The sequence below is a fragment of the Streptosporangium vulgare genome, assembly GCF_042428775.1.
Classification (GTDB): Bacteria; Actinomycetota; Actinomycetes; order Streptosporangiales; family Streptosporangiaceae; genus Streptosporangium; species Streptosporangium vulgare.
The window spans coordinates 804,168-821,185 of record NZ_JBHMBS010000001.1 but is presented as its reverse complement, the minus strand read 5'-3'; the positions used below and the strand labels follow the sequence as shown (position 1 = coordinate 821,185).

Annotated in this window: 15 protein-coding genes; 1 reads left to right on the top strand and 14 read right to left on the bottom strand. The window is 71.9% G+C overall.

Annotated features, from left to right (window positions below; translation table 11 throughout):
- Positions 1–54: 54 nt before the first annotated feature.
- The 8 genes from ACFFRH_RS03435 to wrbA all read right to left on the bottom strand — a co-directional run bounded on the left by ACFFRH_RS03435 (position 55) and on the right by wrbA (position 8,092).
- Entirely contained in the window at positions 55–1,302 is a 1,248-nt protein-coding gene (locus tag ACFFRH_RS03435; protein ID WP_386154012.1) for an MFS transporter, read from the bottom strand.
- Positions 1,299–2,642 carry an NAD-dependent epimerase/dehydratase family protein gene (locus ACFFRH_RS03430; RefSeq protein WP_386154009.1) on the bottom strand — a complete coding sequence of 448 codons (1,344 nt, stop codon included), beginning with the start codon at positions 2,640–2,642 and terminating at the stop codon, positions 1,299–1,301. The genes ACFFRH_RS03435 and ACFFRH_RS03430 overlap by 4 nt, the downstream gene beginning before the upstream one ends.
- 169 nt (positions 2,643–2,811) lie before the next feature.
- Positions 2,812–3,888: a methyltransferase gene (locus tag ACFFRH_RS03425; protein ID WP_344747185.1), complete on the bottom strand. Its 1,077-nt coding sequence runs from the start codon at positions 3,886–3,888 to the stop codon at positions 2,812–2,814.
- A 35-nt stretch (positions 3,889–3,923) separates the two neighbouring features.
- Positions 3,924–4,742 carry an aldo/keto reductase gene (locus tag ACFFRH_RS03420; protein WP_386154006.1) on the bottom strand — a complete coding sequence of 273 codons (819 nt, stop codon included), beginning with the start codon at positions 4,740–4,742 and terminating at the stop codon, positions 3,924–3,926.
- 50 nt (positions 4,743–4,792) lie between these two features.
- Positions 4,793–6,016, bottom strand: a complete 1,224-nt coding sequence (locus tag ACFFRH_RS03415) for an acyl-CoA dehydrogenase family protein (RefSeq protein ID WP_344747187.1) — start codon at positions 6,014–6,016, stop codon at positions 4,793–4,795.
- Positions 6,017–6,070: 54 nt separating this feature from the next.
- Positions 6,071–6,481, bottom strand: a complete 411-nt coding sequence (locus ACFFRH_RS03410) for a YybH family protein (RefSeq protein WP_344747188.1) — start codon at positions 6,479–6,481, stop codon at positions 6,071–6,073.
- 10 nt (positions 6,482–6,491) lie between these two features.
- A complete protein-coding gene (locus ACFFRH_RS03405) occupies positions 6,492–7,106 on the bottom strand; it encodes a flavin reductase family protein (RefSeq protein WP_344747189.1) in 615 nt (204 codons plus the stop codon).
- Positions 7,107–7,474: 368 nt separating this feature from the next.
- The gene (gene wrbA, locus ACFFRH_RS03400) at positions 7,475–8,092 is read right to left on the bottom strand and encodes an NAD(P)H:quinone oxidoreductase (protein WP_344747190.1); all 618 of its coding nucleotides are present in this window, start codon (positions 8,090–8,092) and stop codon (positions 7,475–7,477) included.
- A 95-nt stretch (positions 8,093–8,187) separates the two neighbouring features.
- On the opposite strand from wrbA, the gene ACFFRH_RS03395 reads away from it, so the two are divergent.
- Positions 8,188–8,823, top strand: a complete 636-nt coding sequence (locus ACFFRH_RS03395) for a MarR family winged helix-turn-helix transcriptional regulator (RefSeq protein ID WP_344747192.1) — start codon at positions 8,188–8,190, stop codon at positions 8,821–8,823.
- A 91-nt stretch (positions 8,824–8,914) separates the two neighbouring features.
- Here the strand turns inward: ACFFRH_RS03395 and ACFFRH_RS03390 are convergent, their stop codons facing one another.
- The 6 genes from ACFFRH_RS03390 to ACFFRH_RS03365 form a co-directional block, all read right to left on the bottom strand.
- Positions 8,915–10,993: an AfsR/SARP family transcriptional regulator gene (locus ACFFRH_RS03390; protein WP_344747193.1), complete on the bottom strand. Its 2,079-nt coding sequence runs from the start codon at positions 10,991–10,993 to the stop codon at positions 8,915–8,917.
- 1,364 nt (positions 10,994–12,357) lie between these two features.
- Positions 12,358–13,437: an RAD23 family protein gene (locus tag ACFFRH_RS03385; RefSeq protein ID WP_344747194.1), complete on the bottom strand. Its 1,080-nt coding sequence runs from the start codon at positions 13,435–13,437 to the stop codon at positions 12,358–12,360.
- Between the two features lie 430 nt (positions 13,438–13,867).
- Positions 13,868–14,293 (bottom strand): PPOX class F420-dependent oxidoreductase, encoded by a 426-nt coding sequence (locus tag ACFFRH_RS03380; RefSeq protein ID WP_344747195.1) that lies wholly within the window; start codon positions 14,291–14,293, stop codon positions 13,868–13,870.
- A gap of 77 nt (positions 14,294–14,370) precedes the next feature.
- The gene (locus ACFFRH_RS03375; RefSeq protein ID WP_344747196.1) at positions 14,371–14,922 is read right to left on the bottom strand and encodes a hypothetical protein; all 552 of its coding nucleotides are present in this window, start codon (positions 14,920–14,922) and stop codon (positions 14,371–14,373) included.
- A 38-nt stretch (positions 14,923–14,960) separates the two neighbouring features.
- Positions 14,961–15,713, bottom strand: a complete 753-nt coding sequence (locus ACFFRH_RS03370) for a lysophospholipid acyltransferase family protein (RefSeq protein WP_344747197.1) — start codon at positions 15,711–15,713, stop codon at positions 14,961–14,963.
- Positions 15,714–16,010: 297 nt separating this feature from the next.
- Positions 16,011–16,784 (bottom strand): cyclase family protein, encoded by a 774-nt coding sequence (locus ACFFRH_RS03365; protein ID WP_344747198.1) that lies wholly within the window; start codon positions 16,782–16,784, stop codon positions 16,011–16,013.
- Positions 16,785–17,018 lie beyond the last annotated feature (234 nt).

Genomic DNA, 17,018 nt, shown 5'->3' with positions numbered 1-17,018 from the left:
TCGAGGACTCGCGACGCCGGGAATTCACGGCCTCGGGGATTCACGGGCGGGGATTCACGGCCTCGGGAGATCACGGCTCGGGGAGTCCGCGGAGACCGCGGAGACCGGAGCCGGGGCCGCCGGGGTGCGGCGCGACCGCGCCCTGGCGGCGAGCGCCACGGCGGTCGCGACGTTGACCGCGGCCATCGCCAGGCAGAGCAGCGGAAGCCCGCCCAGGGAGAGCAGCGGCCCGGCCAGGCCGAGGCTTCCGGCCGCCGCGGCGGCGCCCATGGCGAGCTCGCCGAGCCCTTCGGCGCGGTTGCGCAGCGGTTCCGGCGTCACCTCCACCAGCCACATGCTGCCGCTGACCAGGTGCAGGTTCCAGGACACCCCGACCAGCGCCAGCAGCGCCAGGTCGGAGCCGACGCCGCCGCCGAGCACGCCGAAGGCGAGCGAGCCGGTCATGCACAGCGCCGCGGCCGGCGCCACGGTGCGGGGGCCGAACCGCCTGCACAGCGCCGCCGAGACCGGCGCGAAGGCGAACATCGCGCCGATGTGCAGGGCGGCGAACATCCCGACCGCCTGCAGGTCCCACCCGCTGTGCTGCAGGTGGTTCGGCACGGAGCCCATGATCGCCACCATGGACAGGTTGCCGGTGCCCAGCACCAGCAGCGGCAGCAGCCGTCCCGTCCCGCGCCCGGAGGCCGGGGTGCCCGTCGCGGGCGCCTCCGGCCCGCCGCCACCGCGCAGCCTGAGCAGGATCAGTGACGCCAGCGGGAACACCACCACCGCGAGCAGGTGCAGACCCGTCTGCGGGGGCAGGCCCGCCGCCTCCGCCACCACGCCGGTCGGTCCGAGCAGCACGGGACCGAGGACCGCGCCGACGGTGACGGCCGCGACCGCCAGCCCCATCGCCTGCGGGGCACGGCGCTCGTCGACGAGGTCGGTGGCCAGATAGCGGCCGAGCATCACGCCGGTGGTGCCCGCGCCCAGGAGCACGGTGCCGAGCAGCAGGCTCGCCAGCCCCCAGTTCACGGAGAACACGACGACGGCCGCGCCCGCGGTCGCGCAGAGGTTGCAGGCGGCCGGTCCCCACACGCGCCCGAGCCGCCGCATGATCGTGCCCGCGGCGGGGCCGGCCAGCGCCGACCCGGTGACCAGGGCGCCCATCGCCGTCGGGCCGTAGGCCGCGGATCCGGTGATCAGCTCGGCGAGCAGGGGGCCCGCGGTGGCGCCCGCGGCCAGCCCGAGCGATCCGACGATCTGGCTCAGGCACAGCAGCAGGACCGTTCCAGGAAGACGGGTCCGTTCGGAGGTGTTCATCGCGCCGCCCACCACCTGACGCGGTCGTTGACCATGCGGTCCGTGGCCGTCATGTGCCGGCGGTGGGGTTCGCTCAGGTGCGCGATGCGGCGGACGACGGACCGTGGCGTCTGCGCCAGGTTGGCCTCCAGCAAGGTGCGCGCGAACCGGTCGAACGCGTCGGCCATGTCGTGCTCCCGGGTCCCCAGGCAGAGGTCGGCGAGACGGTCGAGCTGCCGTACGGCCGCCGCGGGCAGCCGGAACCGGCAGGCCACCACGTCGACGTCCGGCGAGAGCGACCGTTCGGCGCCGGAGGCCTCGAAGGCGTTGAACAGCGGGCTGACCCCGGTGAGGCCCGCCCGGCCCGTCAGGTCCGGGCAGTGCTGGGGCGGTCTGCCCGTCACGTCGTCAGCGATGCGCATCGCCGTCACCCCTTCCTCTCTCATCACCCCGACCGCCAGGTCCAGGGGGGTCGCCGGCAGGGCCAGGTCCCGGACGGCGTGCACGGCCGCCGCGCCGGCGCGGGCGCCGGTCGCCGCGACCAGCAGCAGTTGCGCGGCCTCCCGCGCGGACTGCAGGTGGAATCGCCGGGTCGGCGCCGGCAGCCACAGCACCGTCCCCTCGCGGCACGCGCGGCGGAAGCGGCGCAGCAGCGGCGAGTCGTCGGTGACGTGGGCGAGGCGCGCGATGACGGCGTTCACCCGCCCCCGGGCCGCGGCGTCGGCGACGATCAGTTCGATGGCCCGCTTGCTGGCCGACCGGACGTCGTGGGCGTACAGGAGCAGTGACTCCTCGGCGGAGGCGACGACCAGGACGCCGACCCGCGCCTCGGCGCAGGCGTCCACGACGTGGCGCGTGCCCAGCACGTCGGCGCAGACCGAGTCGTGGGTGTCGCGTTCGGCCGTTCCCGTGACGGGGCGCGTGGCCAGGTGGAAGACGACGTCGGGGCGGACACCGGCGATCAGCCGGGAGACCCGCTCCCGGTCGCGGATGTCGAGGACGCGGTGCTCGGCGCCGTCCACGGGGGCGTCCGGCGAGAGTCCGGCCGTCAGCAGCCTGCCCGGCCCCATGCCCGCCAGCCCGGCGACCAGCATGCCGCCGATGCGCCCCTCGGCCCCGATGACCAGCACGGTGCTGCCGCCGACCAGGTCGCGTACCCGCCGGTGCGGCACGCCGACGTCCCGCCCGGCCGCCGCGAGGACGTGCCGGTAGCGCGCGCCCCCCGCCGGGTACGTCGCGGTCAGCTCGGCGGTCAGCTCCCACAGCCTGCGCAGGGTGGCGTGGTCCAGCGCGCGGCGCCACGGGGGGGCGATGGCGCGGATCTCGTCGAGGATTCCCTCGATACGCCGTGCGGCACTCATCTCGATGACTCCTGTACGGCAGGACCGGCTCGGGACTCAGAACTCGGAACCCAGGACTCGGAACCCAGGACCCGGAGCTCGGGGCTCAGATCTCGGAGCTCGGGGCTCGGGGCTCGGGGCTCGCGGGTCCGGGCGGGGGCCGTGTGGGCGCCCCGTCCGGATCCCCGGCTCAGCTCGCGGCGGGGGCCCGCTTGATCCCGCTGATCACCCCGTGCGGGGTCCAGGTCTCCCCGGGAAGCCTGCGCACCTCGTCGAACCCCGTCTCGCGCATCCACCGCTCGTAGTGGCTCCAGCTGTAGATCATGCTGCGCGGCGCGGTGAGCGTGGCGAAGTAGGCGTTGTCCAGCGCCGAGTAGAGCGGGCCGTCGCCGGTGTCGCCGGACATCACGTTGAACACCATGACCCTGCCGCCCTCGGGCAGCGCCGCGTGCGCCTTGCGCAGCAGGTCGCGGTTCTGCTCCGGGGACCAGATGACCAGCTGGTTGGCGAACAGCACCGCGTCGTGGCCCTCGGGGTACGGGTCGTTGAAGATGTCGCCCACCCGCACGTCGATGCGATCGCTCAGGCCGTTGTCGGCGATCTTGCGCCGGGCGATGTCCACCGCGCCCGGCAGGTCGAGCACGGTGAACTCGACCCCGGGATTGGCGCGGGCCAGCTCGATCGCGTTGACCCCGTCGCCGCCGCCCACGTCGAGCACCCGGCGCACCCCGGTGAGGTCCGCCCTGGCGACCAGGACCGGGTTGGACAGCAGCGACCAGGACCGCATGCAGCGGTAGAACAGCCGCTCCAGCTCCGGCGTCTCGGGCAGCCGGTGGTACAGGTCCTCGCCCGTCCCCGCGAACCGGGCCAGCCCGGCGTTGGTGTTCTCCCGCAGTGACTCGACGAGGTCGGCCAGCGGAAGATAGACGAGTTTGGCCTGGAAGGCGACGATGTCGGCCAGCACCTCCCAGGAACCGTCCTCGAACATCCCCTGGATCACCGCGCAGTTGCGGTAGCGCCCGCCTGTCACCTCGGTGAGCCCGAGAGCGGTGACGCCGAGCAGCAGGATCTCCGCCGGGCGCGGGTCCAGCCCGAGCGCGTCGCCGACCTCCTCGGCGGCCAGCTCCCCCTTGTCGCTCAGCAGGGCGAACAGGCCCAGCTCGCAGCCCGCGTTGAGCATCTGGAACGCCGCCGCCCCGAACAGCGGGCCGACGAGATCCTCACGTGACCGCACCTTCCGCGGACCGTGGTGGTTGTGAAGGGACACCGCGCTCTCCTCCCGTGTTCTCGCGCGTGGGGCCGTCACGACACGTCGAACAGCGTGCCGGGGACGGGGTGGCATCTCTGCTCGGTGCCCAGGTCGTCCAGCCGTGCCATCTGGGACTCGTCGAGGGTGAAGTCGAACACCTGGATGTTGGCGCGGATGCGCTCGGGCCTGGCCGACTTCGGGATGACGACGATGTCGTGCTGCAGGTGCCAGCGCAGCACGACCTGCGCGGGGGTCCTGTCGCACTCCCGGGCGATCTCCACCGCCGTGGGGTGCTGGAGAAGTCCCTGGTCACGGCCGATGGGGCTCCATGCCTGCGTCACGATGCCGCGTTCGGCGTGCGCCGCGCGCAGCTCGTGCTGCGGGTAAAGGGGGTGCAGCTCGATCTGGTTCACCGAGGGAACCACCGAGCACTCCTCGGCCAGCCGGTCGAGTTCGGCGACGCCGAAGTTCGACACGCCGATCGACCGGACGCGGCCGTCGGCCCGCAGCCTCTCGAACGCCCGCCAGCTGTCCACGTACCGGTTCAGCGCGGGGCGCGGGAAGTGGATCAGGTACAGGTCGAGATGGTCGAGGCCGAGCCGGGCCATGCTCTCGTCGAAGGCCCGCATGGTCTCGTCGTAGCCGTGGGCGTCGTTCCACAGCTTGGTGGTGACGAAGAACTCCTCTCGCGGGACGTCGCTGTTGGCGATCGCCTTTCCGACTCCGGCCTCGTTCTGGTAGGCGGCGGCGGTGTCGATGAGGCGGTAGCCCTCTTCGATCGCCGTCGTCATCGGCTCCACCACCTGGTCGGCGGGGATGAGGAACACCCCGTACCCGAGCTGCGGGATGGACACGCCATCGTTGAGGGGCACGTGCGGGATCGTGGTCACGGCAGGTTCGTCCTTCCTGTTCGGGGCCGTCGTCAGGAGTAGCGGCCGGGCTCGGGCACCTCGTCCAGCAGCCGGTACAGGCCGACCTCGCGGCGCTGGTAGGCCACCGGGTGGTGCAGCGTGTGGGTACGGACGTTGCGCCAGAAGCGGTCGAAGCCGAACCGGTTCGCGGTGGAGCGGGCCCCGGTGACCTCGAAGATCCGTGAGGTGACCTCGAGCGCCACCTCGTCGGCCCGCGCCTTGACCGCCGCGGTACGCACCTTGTACTCGCCCCGGATCCGGGGGGTGACCGAGTCGGGGTCGCGGTGCAGCGCCATGCCCTCCTCGGCGACCTGGTCGGCCAGCGCCTCGGCGGCCCAGAGCTTGGCGGTCAGGTCGCCGATGGTGTCCTGGACGCGGGGCTCGTCGACGGTGCGCTCGTAGCCGCCCCAGCCCCGGCCCGTCTGGGTGTACTCGATCGCGGCGCGCAGCGCGCCCCCGGCGACACCCAGCCAGATGTTGCAGAACAGGAGCTGGCCGGTCGGCACGTTCGTGGTCGCGTAGGTTCGGGGTTCGAACACCTTGCCCCGGTAGCCCAGCGCGTCCTCCCAGGGCACCCGGACGTCGCGGATGGTGATCCCGCCGCTCTCCGTCAGGCGCTGGCCCATGTTGTCCCAGTTGTTGTGGTGGATGATGCCCGGCTGGTCGGTGGGCACGACGGCCAGCACGTGGTCCTCGCCGTTCAGCACGCCTTCCAGCACCGTGTGGTCGGAGACCTTCACCCCGGTGCAGAAGTGCTTGCTGCCGTTGAAGACCAGGTGGTCGCCCTCGTCCGTGGCGACCACGTCGGCGTCGCGCGGGTTGAGGGCGCACCCGAAGAACCAGTTGCCCCGGGTGGCCTCGATCTCCAGCCGCCGGATCTGCTCCTCGGTGCCCAGCCAGCGGGGCAGCCAGCACCAGGTGTAGTGGTCGCCCAGCAGCTGGCCGATCGACCCGTCGGCCGAGGCGACCGCCCGCACGACCCGGTAGGCCGTCGGCCACTCCTGGCCGGCGCCGCCGTGCTCCACGGGACCGAAGATCGGCACCAGTCCCGACTCCTTGAGGACCTGGATCTCCTCGTGCGGCGTCTGGTTGGCGCGGTCGCGCTCGGCCGCGCCGACGCTCAGCACGTCGGCCACCTCCCGGGCGCGGTCGACCCATCCCGTCGGCGTGTCCGGCCTGGCCGACCAGTCCGGCAGGGGTATGGCCCCCGAGGGGGCGGGCGTGGTGATGGTCACGTTCTCTCCTTGGGGTCTCGGGGTGTCTCAGGGGGCGGGGCGTCGAGGGGCGGTCTAGGCCGCGGGGCGCGTGGTGCCGTGCGGGTTGTCGATGACCGAGCGCCAGAGGCCGTCGGCACCGCGCCGGATGACGTCGGTGCTCGTTCCCTCCATCCGCATGTGGTCGCCGCCGGGGCCGGTGCCCTCCACGACCCAGTCGGCGATGATCAGCGCGATGTCGTCCGCGACGTAGACGTGGCGGTCGCGGATGTCCATGGGCAGCCCGAGCGCGAGGAAGTCGGCGATCGCCTTGCTCGCCTCGCCGCCGGTGACGGGATCGCCGGGGCCGCGGACGAAGACCGCGCCGTCCTCCAGACCGGCCTCGACGGCGGCCGCGTCACCGGAGTTGAAAGCCCGGCGGAAGTTCTCAGTGTGCTGGTACGGGTCGGAGACCGGGGCGAAGGTGCTCCTCGTCGAGCTGGTCATCTGTGCTCCTTCATGACATTCGGTGGCTCGCGGTTTCCGCGGTCAACGCGGGCCGGGGGCGGCGCCCCGCGGAGGCGGGCTCCGCGACGTCCGTGATCTCGGCTGGGACGGGCTCGTGCGGTTCCGGCCACACCGAGTAGCGGCGCAGCCCGTACAGCAGCGGACGGCGCGACTCGCGGCGCAGCACGCGCTGGACCGCGCCCATCACGACGGTGTGGTCGCCGACCCGGTCGGCGCGCGACACCAGGCAGTCGGCTATGGAGTGGGCGTCCCGCACCAGGTGCGGGCCGCACGCCCCGCCGTCGACCGTCCACTCGGCGCGCTCGAAGCGACGCGGATCCCCGGAGGCGAACAACTCGGCGGTCGGCCGGGCGTTGTGGTCGAGAAGATTGAGGGTGAACCGCCGGGCGGCGAGCACCGCCGCCAGGGTCGGGCTGGCGTTGCGCACGCACACCAGCAGGGTCGGCGGGGCGAGGGTGACGCTGCAGACCGACGAGCAGGTTATGCCTCTGGGACTGCCGTCGGCGGAGACGACCGTCACGACCGCCACCCCGGTGGGAAAACCCGCCATCAGGGCGCGGAAGTCATCCTGGCCGGTCTGATTCGTGTTCGGTGCTTCGCGCATGTGATACCGCCTCTGCTGGCCGGGAGCCCGGTCCGGACCCGTACGCGACGATGTCCGGGAACCGCCTGCAATCACGTGAGTTCACGCTATGGGCGTCGGCTCTCGATGCTCTCTTCCCCATCTCTCACCGGCCCCGGCCTGGGCGGGCCGTGAGACGGCGAAGACAGCGAAGACGAAGACGAAGAAACCGCCGGAGCGATGCTCCGGCGGTTTCGGGTGGCGCCTGTCGTACCGGCCGGACGTCTCGCGTCCGCGGCTCGCGGTGGTTCGTGGCCGGGCCGGACGTCACACGTCCGGCGCGCGACGAGTCGGTGCCGGGGCGGGCGTCGGGCGTCCGCGCCTCGCAGTGCGACTGTCGGGGGCGGGCGTCACGCGTCCGCGGCGCGCAGTGGCTTGAGCGCCTCGGCGATCCGGGTGAAGCGGGCACCGTGGTATTCGGCGGCGGCGTACACATGCTTGGCCAGGTCCTCGTCGCCGTCACGGATGCTGATGCCGTACGGGTTGCCGCCCGCGGCGTGGATGAGGTCGTAGTCGACGTACCCGGTGGGGACGATGATCGAGCCCCAGTGGTGCATCACGTTGTAGAGGGCGACCAGGGTGGTCTCCTGCCCCCCGTGGACCTCGTAGCTGCTGGTGAACCCGGTCGCCGCCTTGCCCGCCAGCTCGCCCTCCTGCCAGATCTTGCCGGTCATGTCGAGGAACTGCTTGAGCTGGGAGCTGACGTTGCCGAAGCGGGTGGGCGTGCCGAAGGCGAACCCGTCGGCCCAGACGAGATCGTCGACGGTGGCCTCCTCGACGTGGGCGGTGGCGTCAAGGTGCTCGCGCCAGGCCGGGTTGGAGTCGATCGCCGAACGAGGGGCCAGCTCGGTGACCCGGCGCAGCCGGACCTCCGCCCCCGCCGAGGCGGCGCCACGGGCCAGGGCCTCGGCGAGCGCGTGCACGTTGCCCGTCGCCGAGTAGTAGATCACTGCGATTCGGGTATTCATTAGCACACCTCTCAACTGTTCACTTGACAACCGTTCTTGATTCAACGGTATAAGTGGAATAGTGCACGAGTCAACTGTTGCGATATGGTAGTAAAATGGACGAACGTCGGCTGGAGCGGAAGATGGCGGCCTGGGCCGCGATCTTCCGGTTCAACGGGATGACGAACGTGCGTCTCGACGCGGTCCTGCGCTCGCGGGCGGGGATGACGCTGGCGGAGCACGAGTTGCTCGCCGTTCTGCAACGGCACGGCGGGCGTGCCCGGATGGGCGAGCTCGCCCGCGACCTGATGCTCTCCAAGAGCGGGGTGACCAGGCTGGTCGCCAAGCTGGAGGAGCCCGGCGACTGGGTCCGGAGGACGATGTCGCCCCGCGACCGCCGCGCCACCTGGGCCGAGCTCACACCGGCCGGCGAGAAGGCCCTCGAGGCCGCCAAGCCGGTGTTCGACGCGGCGGTGTCGGAGATCTTCGCGGACGCCCTCCCCGACGGGGAGCTGGACCGCGTCACGGCGGCGCTGGAACACGTCATCGGCACGAACGGATGGACCGCCACGACCGGCTCGTGCGCGGCGGCGTACGCCCCGGTGCCCGGCACGCGCCCCGACGACGTGCGTCCGGGCGGCGCATCCCCGGACGACGGACACCCGGCCGGACATCCGACCGGACATCCAGACGTTCGTCCGGGCGGCGTGCCCCCGGACAGCGGACACCTGGACGCCGGTCCGGGTCGGTGAGCCCGGCCGGGTGGCGTCCGTACGCGTTCCGCGCGCACGGACGCCACCCGGCCGGGCCCCGTCCACCTCCCGCGCCTTCGCACGGCGGCCGTCAGCTCGCGGACGGCACGGCCGCGACACCGTCCTGGTCGTCCGCGTCCGCGCCGACGATGCCGAGTTCCGGGCGGCCGAGCCGGGGGCGGGCCGGTGCCGGCACGCGGGGCAGCCGGCCGCGATGGCGGGCGGCGAAGCGCAGCCCCTCGGCCTCGAGTTCGAGCCAGGCACCCGGATCGGACGTCACCATCTCGATCATCTGCTCGCACACCGACGTCGGGCATTCGATCAGGCCGGACGCTCCCGCCTCGCCCTTGAGCAGTCGCTCGGCGCCCTGGGCGAGACCCAGCCAGCAGTCGGTGGCGCGATCGAGCATGCCGGTCCGCTGCGCGGCGGTCAGCTCGCTGAGGGAACGTTCCCTGGCGTACAGACCCATCAGCTGGTGCATCCGGCAGCGCAACACCCCCATGTGGTCGGTGCCCGCCACGTCCAGCAGTCCCCGGTCGACGAGGTGTTCCAGGATCGGCTCCACCTCGGCGATCGGGGTGTCGACGGCGGCGGCGATCACCCAGGCGCCGAAGTCGGGCACCTGCAGCATGCCCGCCGCGTACCAGACCCGCCGCGTGTCCGGGTCGAGGGCCTCGACGCTGGGGGCCAGGTAGGAGCGCATGTCGAACGCGCCGTGGGAGAGCTCGTCCAGCCGGCGGTCCGGGTCGCTCAGCCGCTGCGCGAGACGGCCGATCTTGAGGTGGGTGCGGGAGGCGAGGCGCGCCGCGGCGGCACGCACCGAGAGTGCCAGCCTGCCGGTCGCGCCGACCACCTGGTCCACCGCCTCGGGCTCCGCCGCTATGCGGTGGACGCCCACGACCTTGCGGAGAAGCTCGACCGACTGGTCGACGGTGAGCATGCCCACCTCGACGGGGAAGTTGCCCGGGACGTCGGACAGGTTCGAACGGCTGGTCATCAGCAGCGCGGCCTCGGGCGTGGCCGGGATCAGCGGCCAGACGTGACCGGCCCCGAGCACGTCGTCGAGCATGATGAGCACGCGCCTGCGGTCGAGCAGACTGCGGTAGATCGCGGCCCGCTCGGCGAGCTCCTTCGGGATCGCGGTGTCGGCGACGCCGAAGGAGCGCAGGAAACAGGACAGCACGTCGCCGACGTCGACCGGGTCGGGCCGGGAGCCGCGCAGATCGGCGTAGAGCTGCCCGTCGGGGAACTCGTCGCGCAGCTGGTGGGCCACGTGCAGGGCCATGGCCGACTTGCCGGAGCTCCACTTGCCGTAGACGCCGCAGATGCGGGCGCCCTGGCTCTCGGCCGTCAGCGCGGCACGGATGCGGCGCTCGTGCTCAGGCCGGCCGACGTAGTCGGGCAGGTCCGCGACGAGCTGGGCGGGCACGTTGACGGGCGTGTCCTCCAGGGCGTGAACCGGTTCGCCGGCCAGGACGCGCTGGTGCATCTCCCGCAGGGTCGGGCCGGGTTCGAGGCCGAGCTCGTCGACGAGGAGCACCCGCCCAGCGGCGTAGACCTCCAGTGCCTCCGCCCGCCGGTCGGCGCAGTACAGCCCGTACATCAGCTGCGCGCGCAGGCCCTCCCGCAGGGGATACCGCTCCACCAGGGCCATCAGCTCGTCGATCAGCTCCCGGCCGCGACCGCACTGGAGTTCCAGGTCGATGCACTCTTCGATGACCGACAGCCGCCGCTCCTCCCACTTGGCGGCGATGGCCTGCACGGCGGGGCTGTCGACCTCGGCGAGCACCGGGCCGCGGAACAGCGACAGCGCGCAGCGGAAGCGGGACGCCGCCAGCGTCCGATCGCCCTGCGCGGCCAGCGAGCGGGCGTCGGCGACCTGCTCGTTGAACCGGTGCGCGTCGACGGTCTGCGGGTCGACGCGCAGGGCGTAACCCGGTGACGTCGTCTCGATGAGGTCCGCGGCGGCTCCGGCGAGCGCGAAGGAGCGGCGCAGCTGCCATATGCACGTCTGCACCTGCTCGGCGGCGGTCCGCGGCGGCCTGCCCGCCCAGAGGGCCTCCACGATCTCCCCGACCGTCACGATGCGGCCGGCGCCGGCCAGGAGCATCGTGAGAACGATGCGCTGCCGGTTCTTGCCGACGACGACCGGTGTGTCACCGATCAGCACTTCAAGCGGACCCAGTATACGAAAAAGCATATGCGCCTCGACATTCCCGTTAACAGCAATCTAATCGGATCATCTCGCCTCGTCCCATCATCAATCCCCATTCTCGATCGGGTGTTCACGGCGCCCTCCGCGACAACCCGGTTGACCACGGAAGGGGACCGTCACGGCCGTTCGTCACCTTTCCTTTCCTTTCCTTTCCTGGTGGATCGCCGTTTCGTCGGCGGATCGACGACGCGGAGTGAACGTGACACACCCATACCATCAATTCCGGATGGTCACTATTCGACACGACAACGCATGCGATCTTGATTTAACAAGACCCTACCCTCCTTTACGTATAGCAAATCACCGCGTATGTGGCAAGCCAGCGATAAATGGCACTGTCGCTGCTAATCAGTGGTCGACAATCATAAGTCTCCTGACGTAATACTGATTTTCACCGTGACATAATGCGTCACGCCCCGTCGCCCCATTCCGTACGCGTCGCCCCGGGAAGCCCGGGAGGAGGAGTCCCGCGAGCGGGGAGCCAGAGGAGTGCGAGGGGCGCTTGACCAGGCTGGATTCACCGTTTCCGGCTCGACGGCCGGCCGGTCCCCGCACCGGGCGCCGACGGCCCGGCGTGACCGGGCGCGACGGCCCCGGATTTCGGTCGACATCGCCGGGCCCCGCGCGCCGTCCGCGGCCCCCGGTCGCCGAATCGCGGATTACGAGCGACGACCCGCGTCATAAAACGTTCCAGAAGGGAGGCGCCGCCACTTGGCGGAAACAGCCGTTTCCCGATTAACGCTCCTCATGCAGGGCGGGAATTTCCGGACCGGCCGGATGTGGCCGAACCAAAGAATGTTCGACCAAGAGAATGGTGCCGTCGAACGAACACGTACGCGACCGGGTCCTGGACGCGAACGGCGACGGCGGCGAGAACACGCCGTCGGCGACCCGAATTATCGAAGGCCCTTCCTGCCCAACCGACCACCACCCCATCGCGCTTTTCTGTTCGTTCTTCGTGTACAGGGGGCGACCAGTCCCCGGCCGACCGCCGCTACCCGCGCACGGACCGGTCAAACACGGCCGGGCACGGTCTCCGACGCCCTTGTGCGGTGTTCCGGCCCGTTTCCTGTTCACGACCGTGAGCGGACGCCGACGGACGATCGGGGCCATTCGCCGGATCGCCGTCCTGTTGTGGCCCACCATCCGACGCGCGGGACACGGTGACGGCCGGGTCTCCGATCGGAGACCCGGCCGTCACCGTGTCGCACCGCGCGGGGCCGGAGCCGAGGCCGTCACCTCGTGCCGGACAGCCCCGGATCCATGGCGCGGTCATGCGGTTCAGGTCCGCGTGACACCCGCGTCCGGTCCCCGGACGCTCAGGGAGTCGGGGTCGGGGTGGGGGTCGGGGTCGGGGTTTCCGTCACGGTGGGGGTCGGCTCGGGAGTGGGGACGACCGGCGTCTCCGAGGGAGGCGCCGGGGTCTCCGAGGGAGGGAGCGGGGTCTCGGAGGGAGGCGGCGTGGGGGTCACGACGGGAGGCGTGGGGCAGACGCGGGGCGCGTGCCACCTGCCGGACCGCCACTGGTCGACGGCCCACCGATCGCCACCGCGCCAGAACTTCCTGCTGGGCCGCGTCAGGTCGAAGACGTAGGCGGCCGTCGCCGTCTCACCCTCGGTCGGCGGGCTCGTGGGCGTCTCGCTCGGGGTGGGCGTGTCCGTGGGCGTGTCCGTGGGCGTCTCGCTCGGGGGCGGCGTATCCGTGGGCGGCTCACTTTCAGTCGGCGTGGCCGTGGGCGTCTCGCTCACGGTCGGCGTACTCGTGGGCGTCTCGCTCGAGGGCGGCTCGCTCACGGTCGGCACGCTCATGGCCGGCCCGTTCGCGGTCGGCGCGCTCGGGGTCGTCTCACCCGTCGCCGGTCCGCCCGGGGTCGTGGTCGTGGTCGTGGCGGTCACCGAGACCCAGTCACCCTGCCTGATCGTGTTGCCCCGCCGTCCCGAGAGGGACTTGGTGGAATCGGCGATCGCGTACACCTTCTCGAAGCCGTCCTGGCTTCGCACCGTGATCGAGTCCTCCGCCACGACGGTCGCCTGACCTGTCTGGGCGAAGACCGTGAAGCCGCAGCCGTCCTTCGCCGGTAGGACGAACTCGCCGTGCAGCACGCCGGGGAACGCCACCCGGGGTATCCGCGGCGGCGTCGTGGCGGTGGGCGTCGGGGTCGGTGTGGGCTCCGGGGTCGGTGTCTCGCTCACCGTCACCGTCACACTGGGAGTCGGCGTCTCCGGCGGCGTGGGAGCGGGCGGCGGCGATGCCGCCGACGCCGAGGACACCCCGACGCCGCCCGAGGCCGCCAGTACGAAGGCGGTGGCGAGGACCATCGGGCGTGGAACGCGCCTGGGTGCTCCGCCCGATCCGCTCGACGACACCTCGTTGGACCTGCCGGGGGTTGTTCGCGTCACCTTGTCCTCCATCTGGTTCGATCCGAAACCAGCGGGGGCGTCGATGGGGTGCCTACGCCCGCCGCCGAGACAGAGGACCACCGCCCGGTCGTGGTCCTCTGTCGAGGGCGCGGGAAAGAGTGCCCGCTTCCGGCGGACCCATGCAAGCAAAATAAGTGCACGACACCCTAAATCGGGCGTTCCAGCAGCTCACCACCGTGTTTAAAAATTTTGAACTTCGACCAGATTCGTCCCTGCCGGGCCCGTTATCCCGGCTCTGGTCGGGGACGGGGAGGAGAAGGGTCTCAGGTGCCCGAGAGCGTGCCCGGATGCCCGAACGTGCCGGATGCCCGGATGCCGAACGTGCCGGATGCCCGAGCGGCCTGCCGCCTCCACCGGCCCGCGACCGCCGGGATGTCCGGCGGAATCCTCACTCCGTCACACCGAATCCTCACTCCGTCACACCCCGGTCGGCGACGACCTTGCCGACGCGGAGCCGGACCAGCCACTCCCCCGGTACGCCGTTGCGCCGGCCGAACTCGTGGGCGCGCTCGCAGCCCATGTAGCGGCCGCCGATCTCGGTGGCCCACCTCAGCAGCTCGTCCGGATCCGCGGAGAGGGTGACGATACCTTCGATCATGACATAGGAGAACGGCGGGACCTGGTCGTCCACGCACAGCACCGCCCTGGGGTCGCGCCGCAGGCTCTTGCCCTTGACCCCGCTCTCGTGGGTGGTGAACACCACGTCGTCCCCGTCGAGCACGAACCAGATCGGCGTCACGTGCGGCCTGCCGTCGGCCCTGACCACCCCGAGCTTGCCGGTGCGCGTCCCCGTCATCACGAACTCACGCCATTCGGCGTCCGTCATCTTCTCCATCCGACGATTGTCCTCAGCCCGTCCCCCGAAGGGGCACCGGGACACGCCGCCGGGCGTCCGCGCACGCCTCGGCACGCTCAGGAGTAGGCGGCGACCATCCCGGTTACCACCCCGATGAGCGAGACGAGCGTGAGGAGGCACCCGAGGACCACGGCGGCCCGGCGCCCCCGCCGTACCCTGAGAACGTAGAGGAGGACGTACGGCAGGAAGCCCAGCACGCCCACGCCGAGGAACGGCATGGTCAGCGCGGCCAGGACGCCGGAGGTGCCGGTCGGCACGGCGCGGTCGCCCTCGGGAGCGAGCTGCGCCCGCCTGACGTCACCGGCGCTGGAGTCGGGCGAGGCGTCGACCGGGACGGCGTCGCCGCCGCTGTCGGGCACGAAGCTGCCCTTGCAGTCGTAGCGGCCCCGGCCCAGGTCCTCGCACGAGACGACCGTGAGCGTTCCCGGGGTGCCGATCGAGCCCGTCGCGAGCTTGAGGCCGGGGACCGCGACCACGAAGGGCAGCACGGCCAGCCCCGTCCACAGGATCAGCAGGATGGCCATGCCGACCTTCCCCGGGGTGCGTCCCGGGCCGGGGGTCGGCACCGGCTGGAAGGCGTTCGCCACGTCCTCGAATGCGCTGCTCATGGGGAAAGGATGAGACACACCACTTGCGAACTACCTGTTCATGACTTGTGGCGGGTCGCCCTGGCCTCCGCCTCGGCGGCGTCGAGCTTGGCGGCCTCCTCGGGAGTGGGCGCGGTGCCGCCGAGGTGGCGGGGCTGCCACCAGACGCCCGGCGGGATCTCCGGGTAGCTCCGCTGCGCCTTGTCGAGCATCTCGGCCATGCGCTCGCGCAGGTCGACGGTGATGGCGTCGTAGTCGTCGCCGCGCTGGGGGTACATGGGCTCGCCGACCTCGATCGTGATCGGCACGTGCCGCTGCAGCAGCTTCTTGGGGTGGCCCTTGGTCCACAGCCGCTGGGTGCCCCACAGGGAGACCGGGATCATCGGCACCTTGGCGCTGACGGCCATCCGGACCGCGCCGTTCTTGATCTCCTTGATCGTGAAGGACCGGCTGATCGTGGCCTCGGCGAACACGCCGACGACCTCGCCGCCCTTGAGCGACTTCAGCGCCGCGCCGAACGCGGCGGCCCCGGCCGCGCGGTCGACCGGGATGTGGTGCATGCCGCGCATCAGCGGCCCGGAGATCCGGTGGTCGAACACCTCCTTCTTCGCCATGAAACGCACCAGGCGCCCGGAGGGGCGCGCGGCCAGACCGGCGAAGATGAAGTCGAGATAGCTGATGTGGTTGCTGACCAGCACGGCCCCGCCGGTCCGCGGGATGTGGCCCGCGCCCTCGATGCGGATCTTGAGGTCCAGCGCGCGGAACACGGTCAACGCCGCCCCGATGACCGGGGGGTACACGATCTCAGCCATGGCTGAACCGTACCTCAGCTCTCTCCCCGGCCCGACCTCCCTCGTTCCTGTCCCGCCCCTCTTCCGGACGCCCGCGCGTGGCCGGGCTCGATGTCCCCGGAACGCCTCCTCCTGCCATCGCGATCCGCACGCGCGGGCCGACCCCGGCGTGGACCCGTGCGGACCGGTGTGAACCGGCCCAGGTCTCCCCGCGCTCCCCCGCCGGTCCGCCCCGGCGAGCCCCCGGGTCCCGTACGGTGACCGCCTGCCCGCCGGAGCCGCGCGGGGCGGAGGTCGGCCCCGCGAGCTCGGCGGCGTTCATCTCTCGACCAGGGCCAGCACCCGCAGCGGGCTGCCCGAGCCTCCGGCGATGGGCAGCGGCGGGGCGACGACCACGGCGCCGGTCACCGGGAGCCGGTCGAGGTTACGCAGCTGGGTCAGGCCGTACTTCCCCGCGCCCAGCAGGAACGAGTGGCACGGGAAGGCGGGGTCGAAGCCGTGCGCGGCGCCCGCGTCGGTGCCGACGGTCTCCACGCCCAGCCCGGCGATCGCGGTCTCCTCGGCCAGCCACCGGGCGCACTCGACCGAGACGCCGGGCGTGTGCGGGCCCGTCTCGTTCGCGTTCAGGAAGCGCTCCTGGTCGTGGGAGCGGGCGTCCCAGCCGGTGCGGTAGAGCAGCCATCCGCCCTCCGGCAGCGGCCCGTTGGCCTCCTCCCACGCCTTGACGTGCGCGATCTCCAGCAGGAAGTCGGGGTCCACGGCCGCCTCCGCGGCGAGGTCGAGGACCACGGCCGGGGCGATCAGCCGGTCGACCGGCACCTGCGAGACGTCCTCGCCGTCCTTGCCGGTGACCCAGTGGACGGGCGCGTCGAAATGCGTGCCGGTGTGCTCGCCCGTCACGATGTCGTTCCAGTACCAGGCGGGGCCGCGGTCGTCGTAGCGGCTGATCTCCCTGAGCTCGAACGGGACGGTGTTGCCGAACGGCTCCGGCAGCCGCAGGATCGGCGTCTCCGACGACAGCGGCGCCGTCAGGTCGATCACCTCGATCCCGCCGTTCCGGATGCTCTCCACCAGGTTCCGCAACACCGACATGACGCCTCCAAGGGGGATAGGACCTGGGCAGATCCTCCTACAGCGCCACCGCCGCCCGCCACCTTCGCGTCCCCACCTCCCCGCCTCCCCACCTCCCGCCTCCCCACCGGATCACCCCGCCCCGCGCAGGCCCCGGCCGTCCGGTCCGGCGGAGGCGCGGCACCGGGACGCGACACCGGGACGCGCACCGGGACTCGACGCCGCGGACGCGACGCCGGGGAGGGGCTTCCGCGG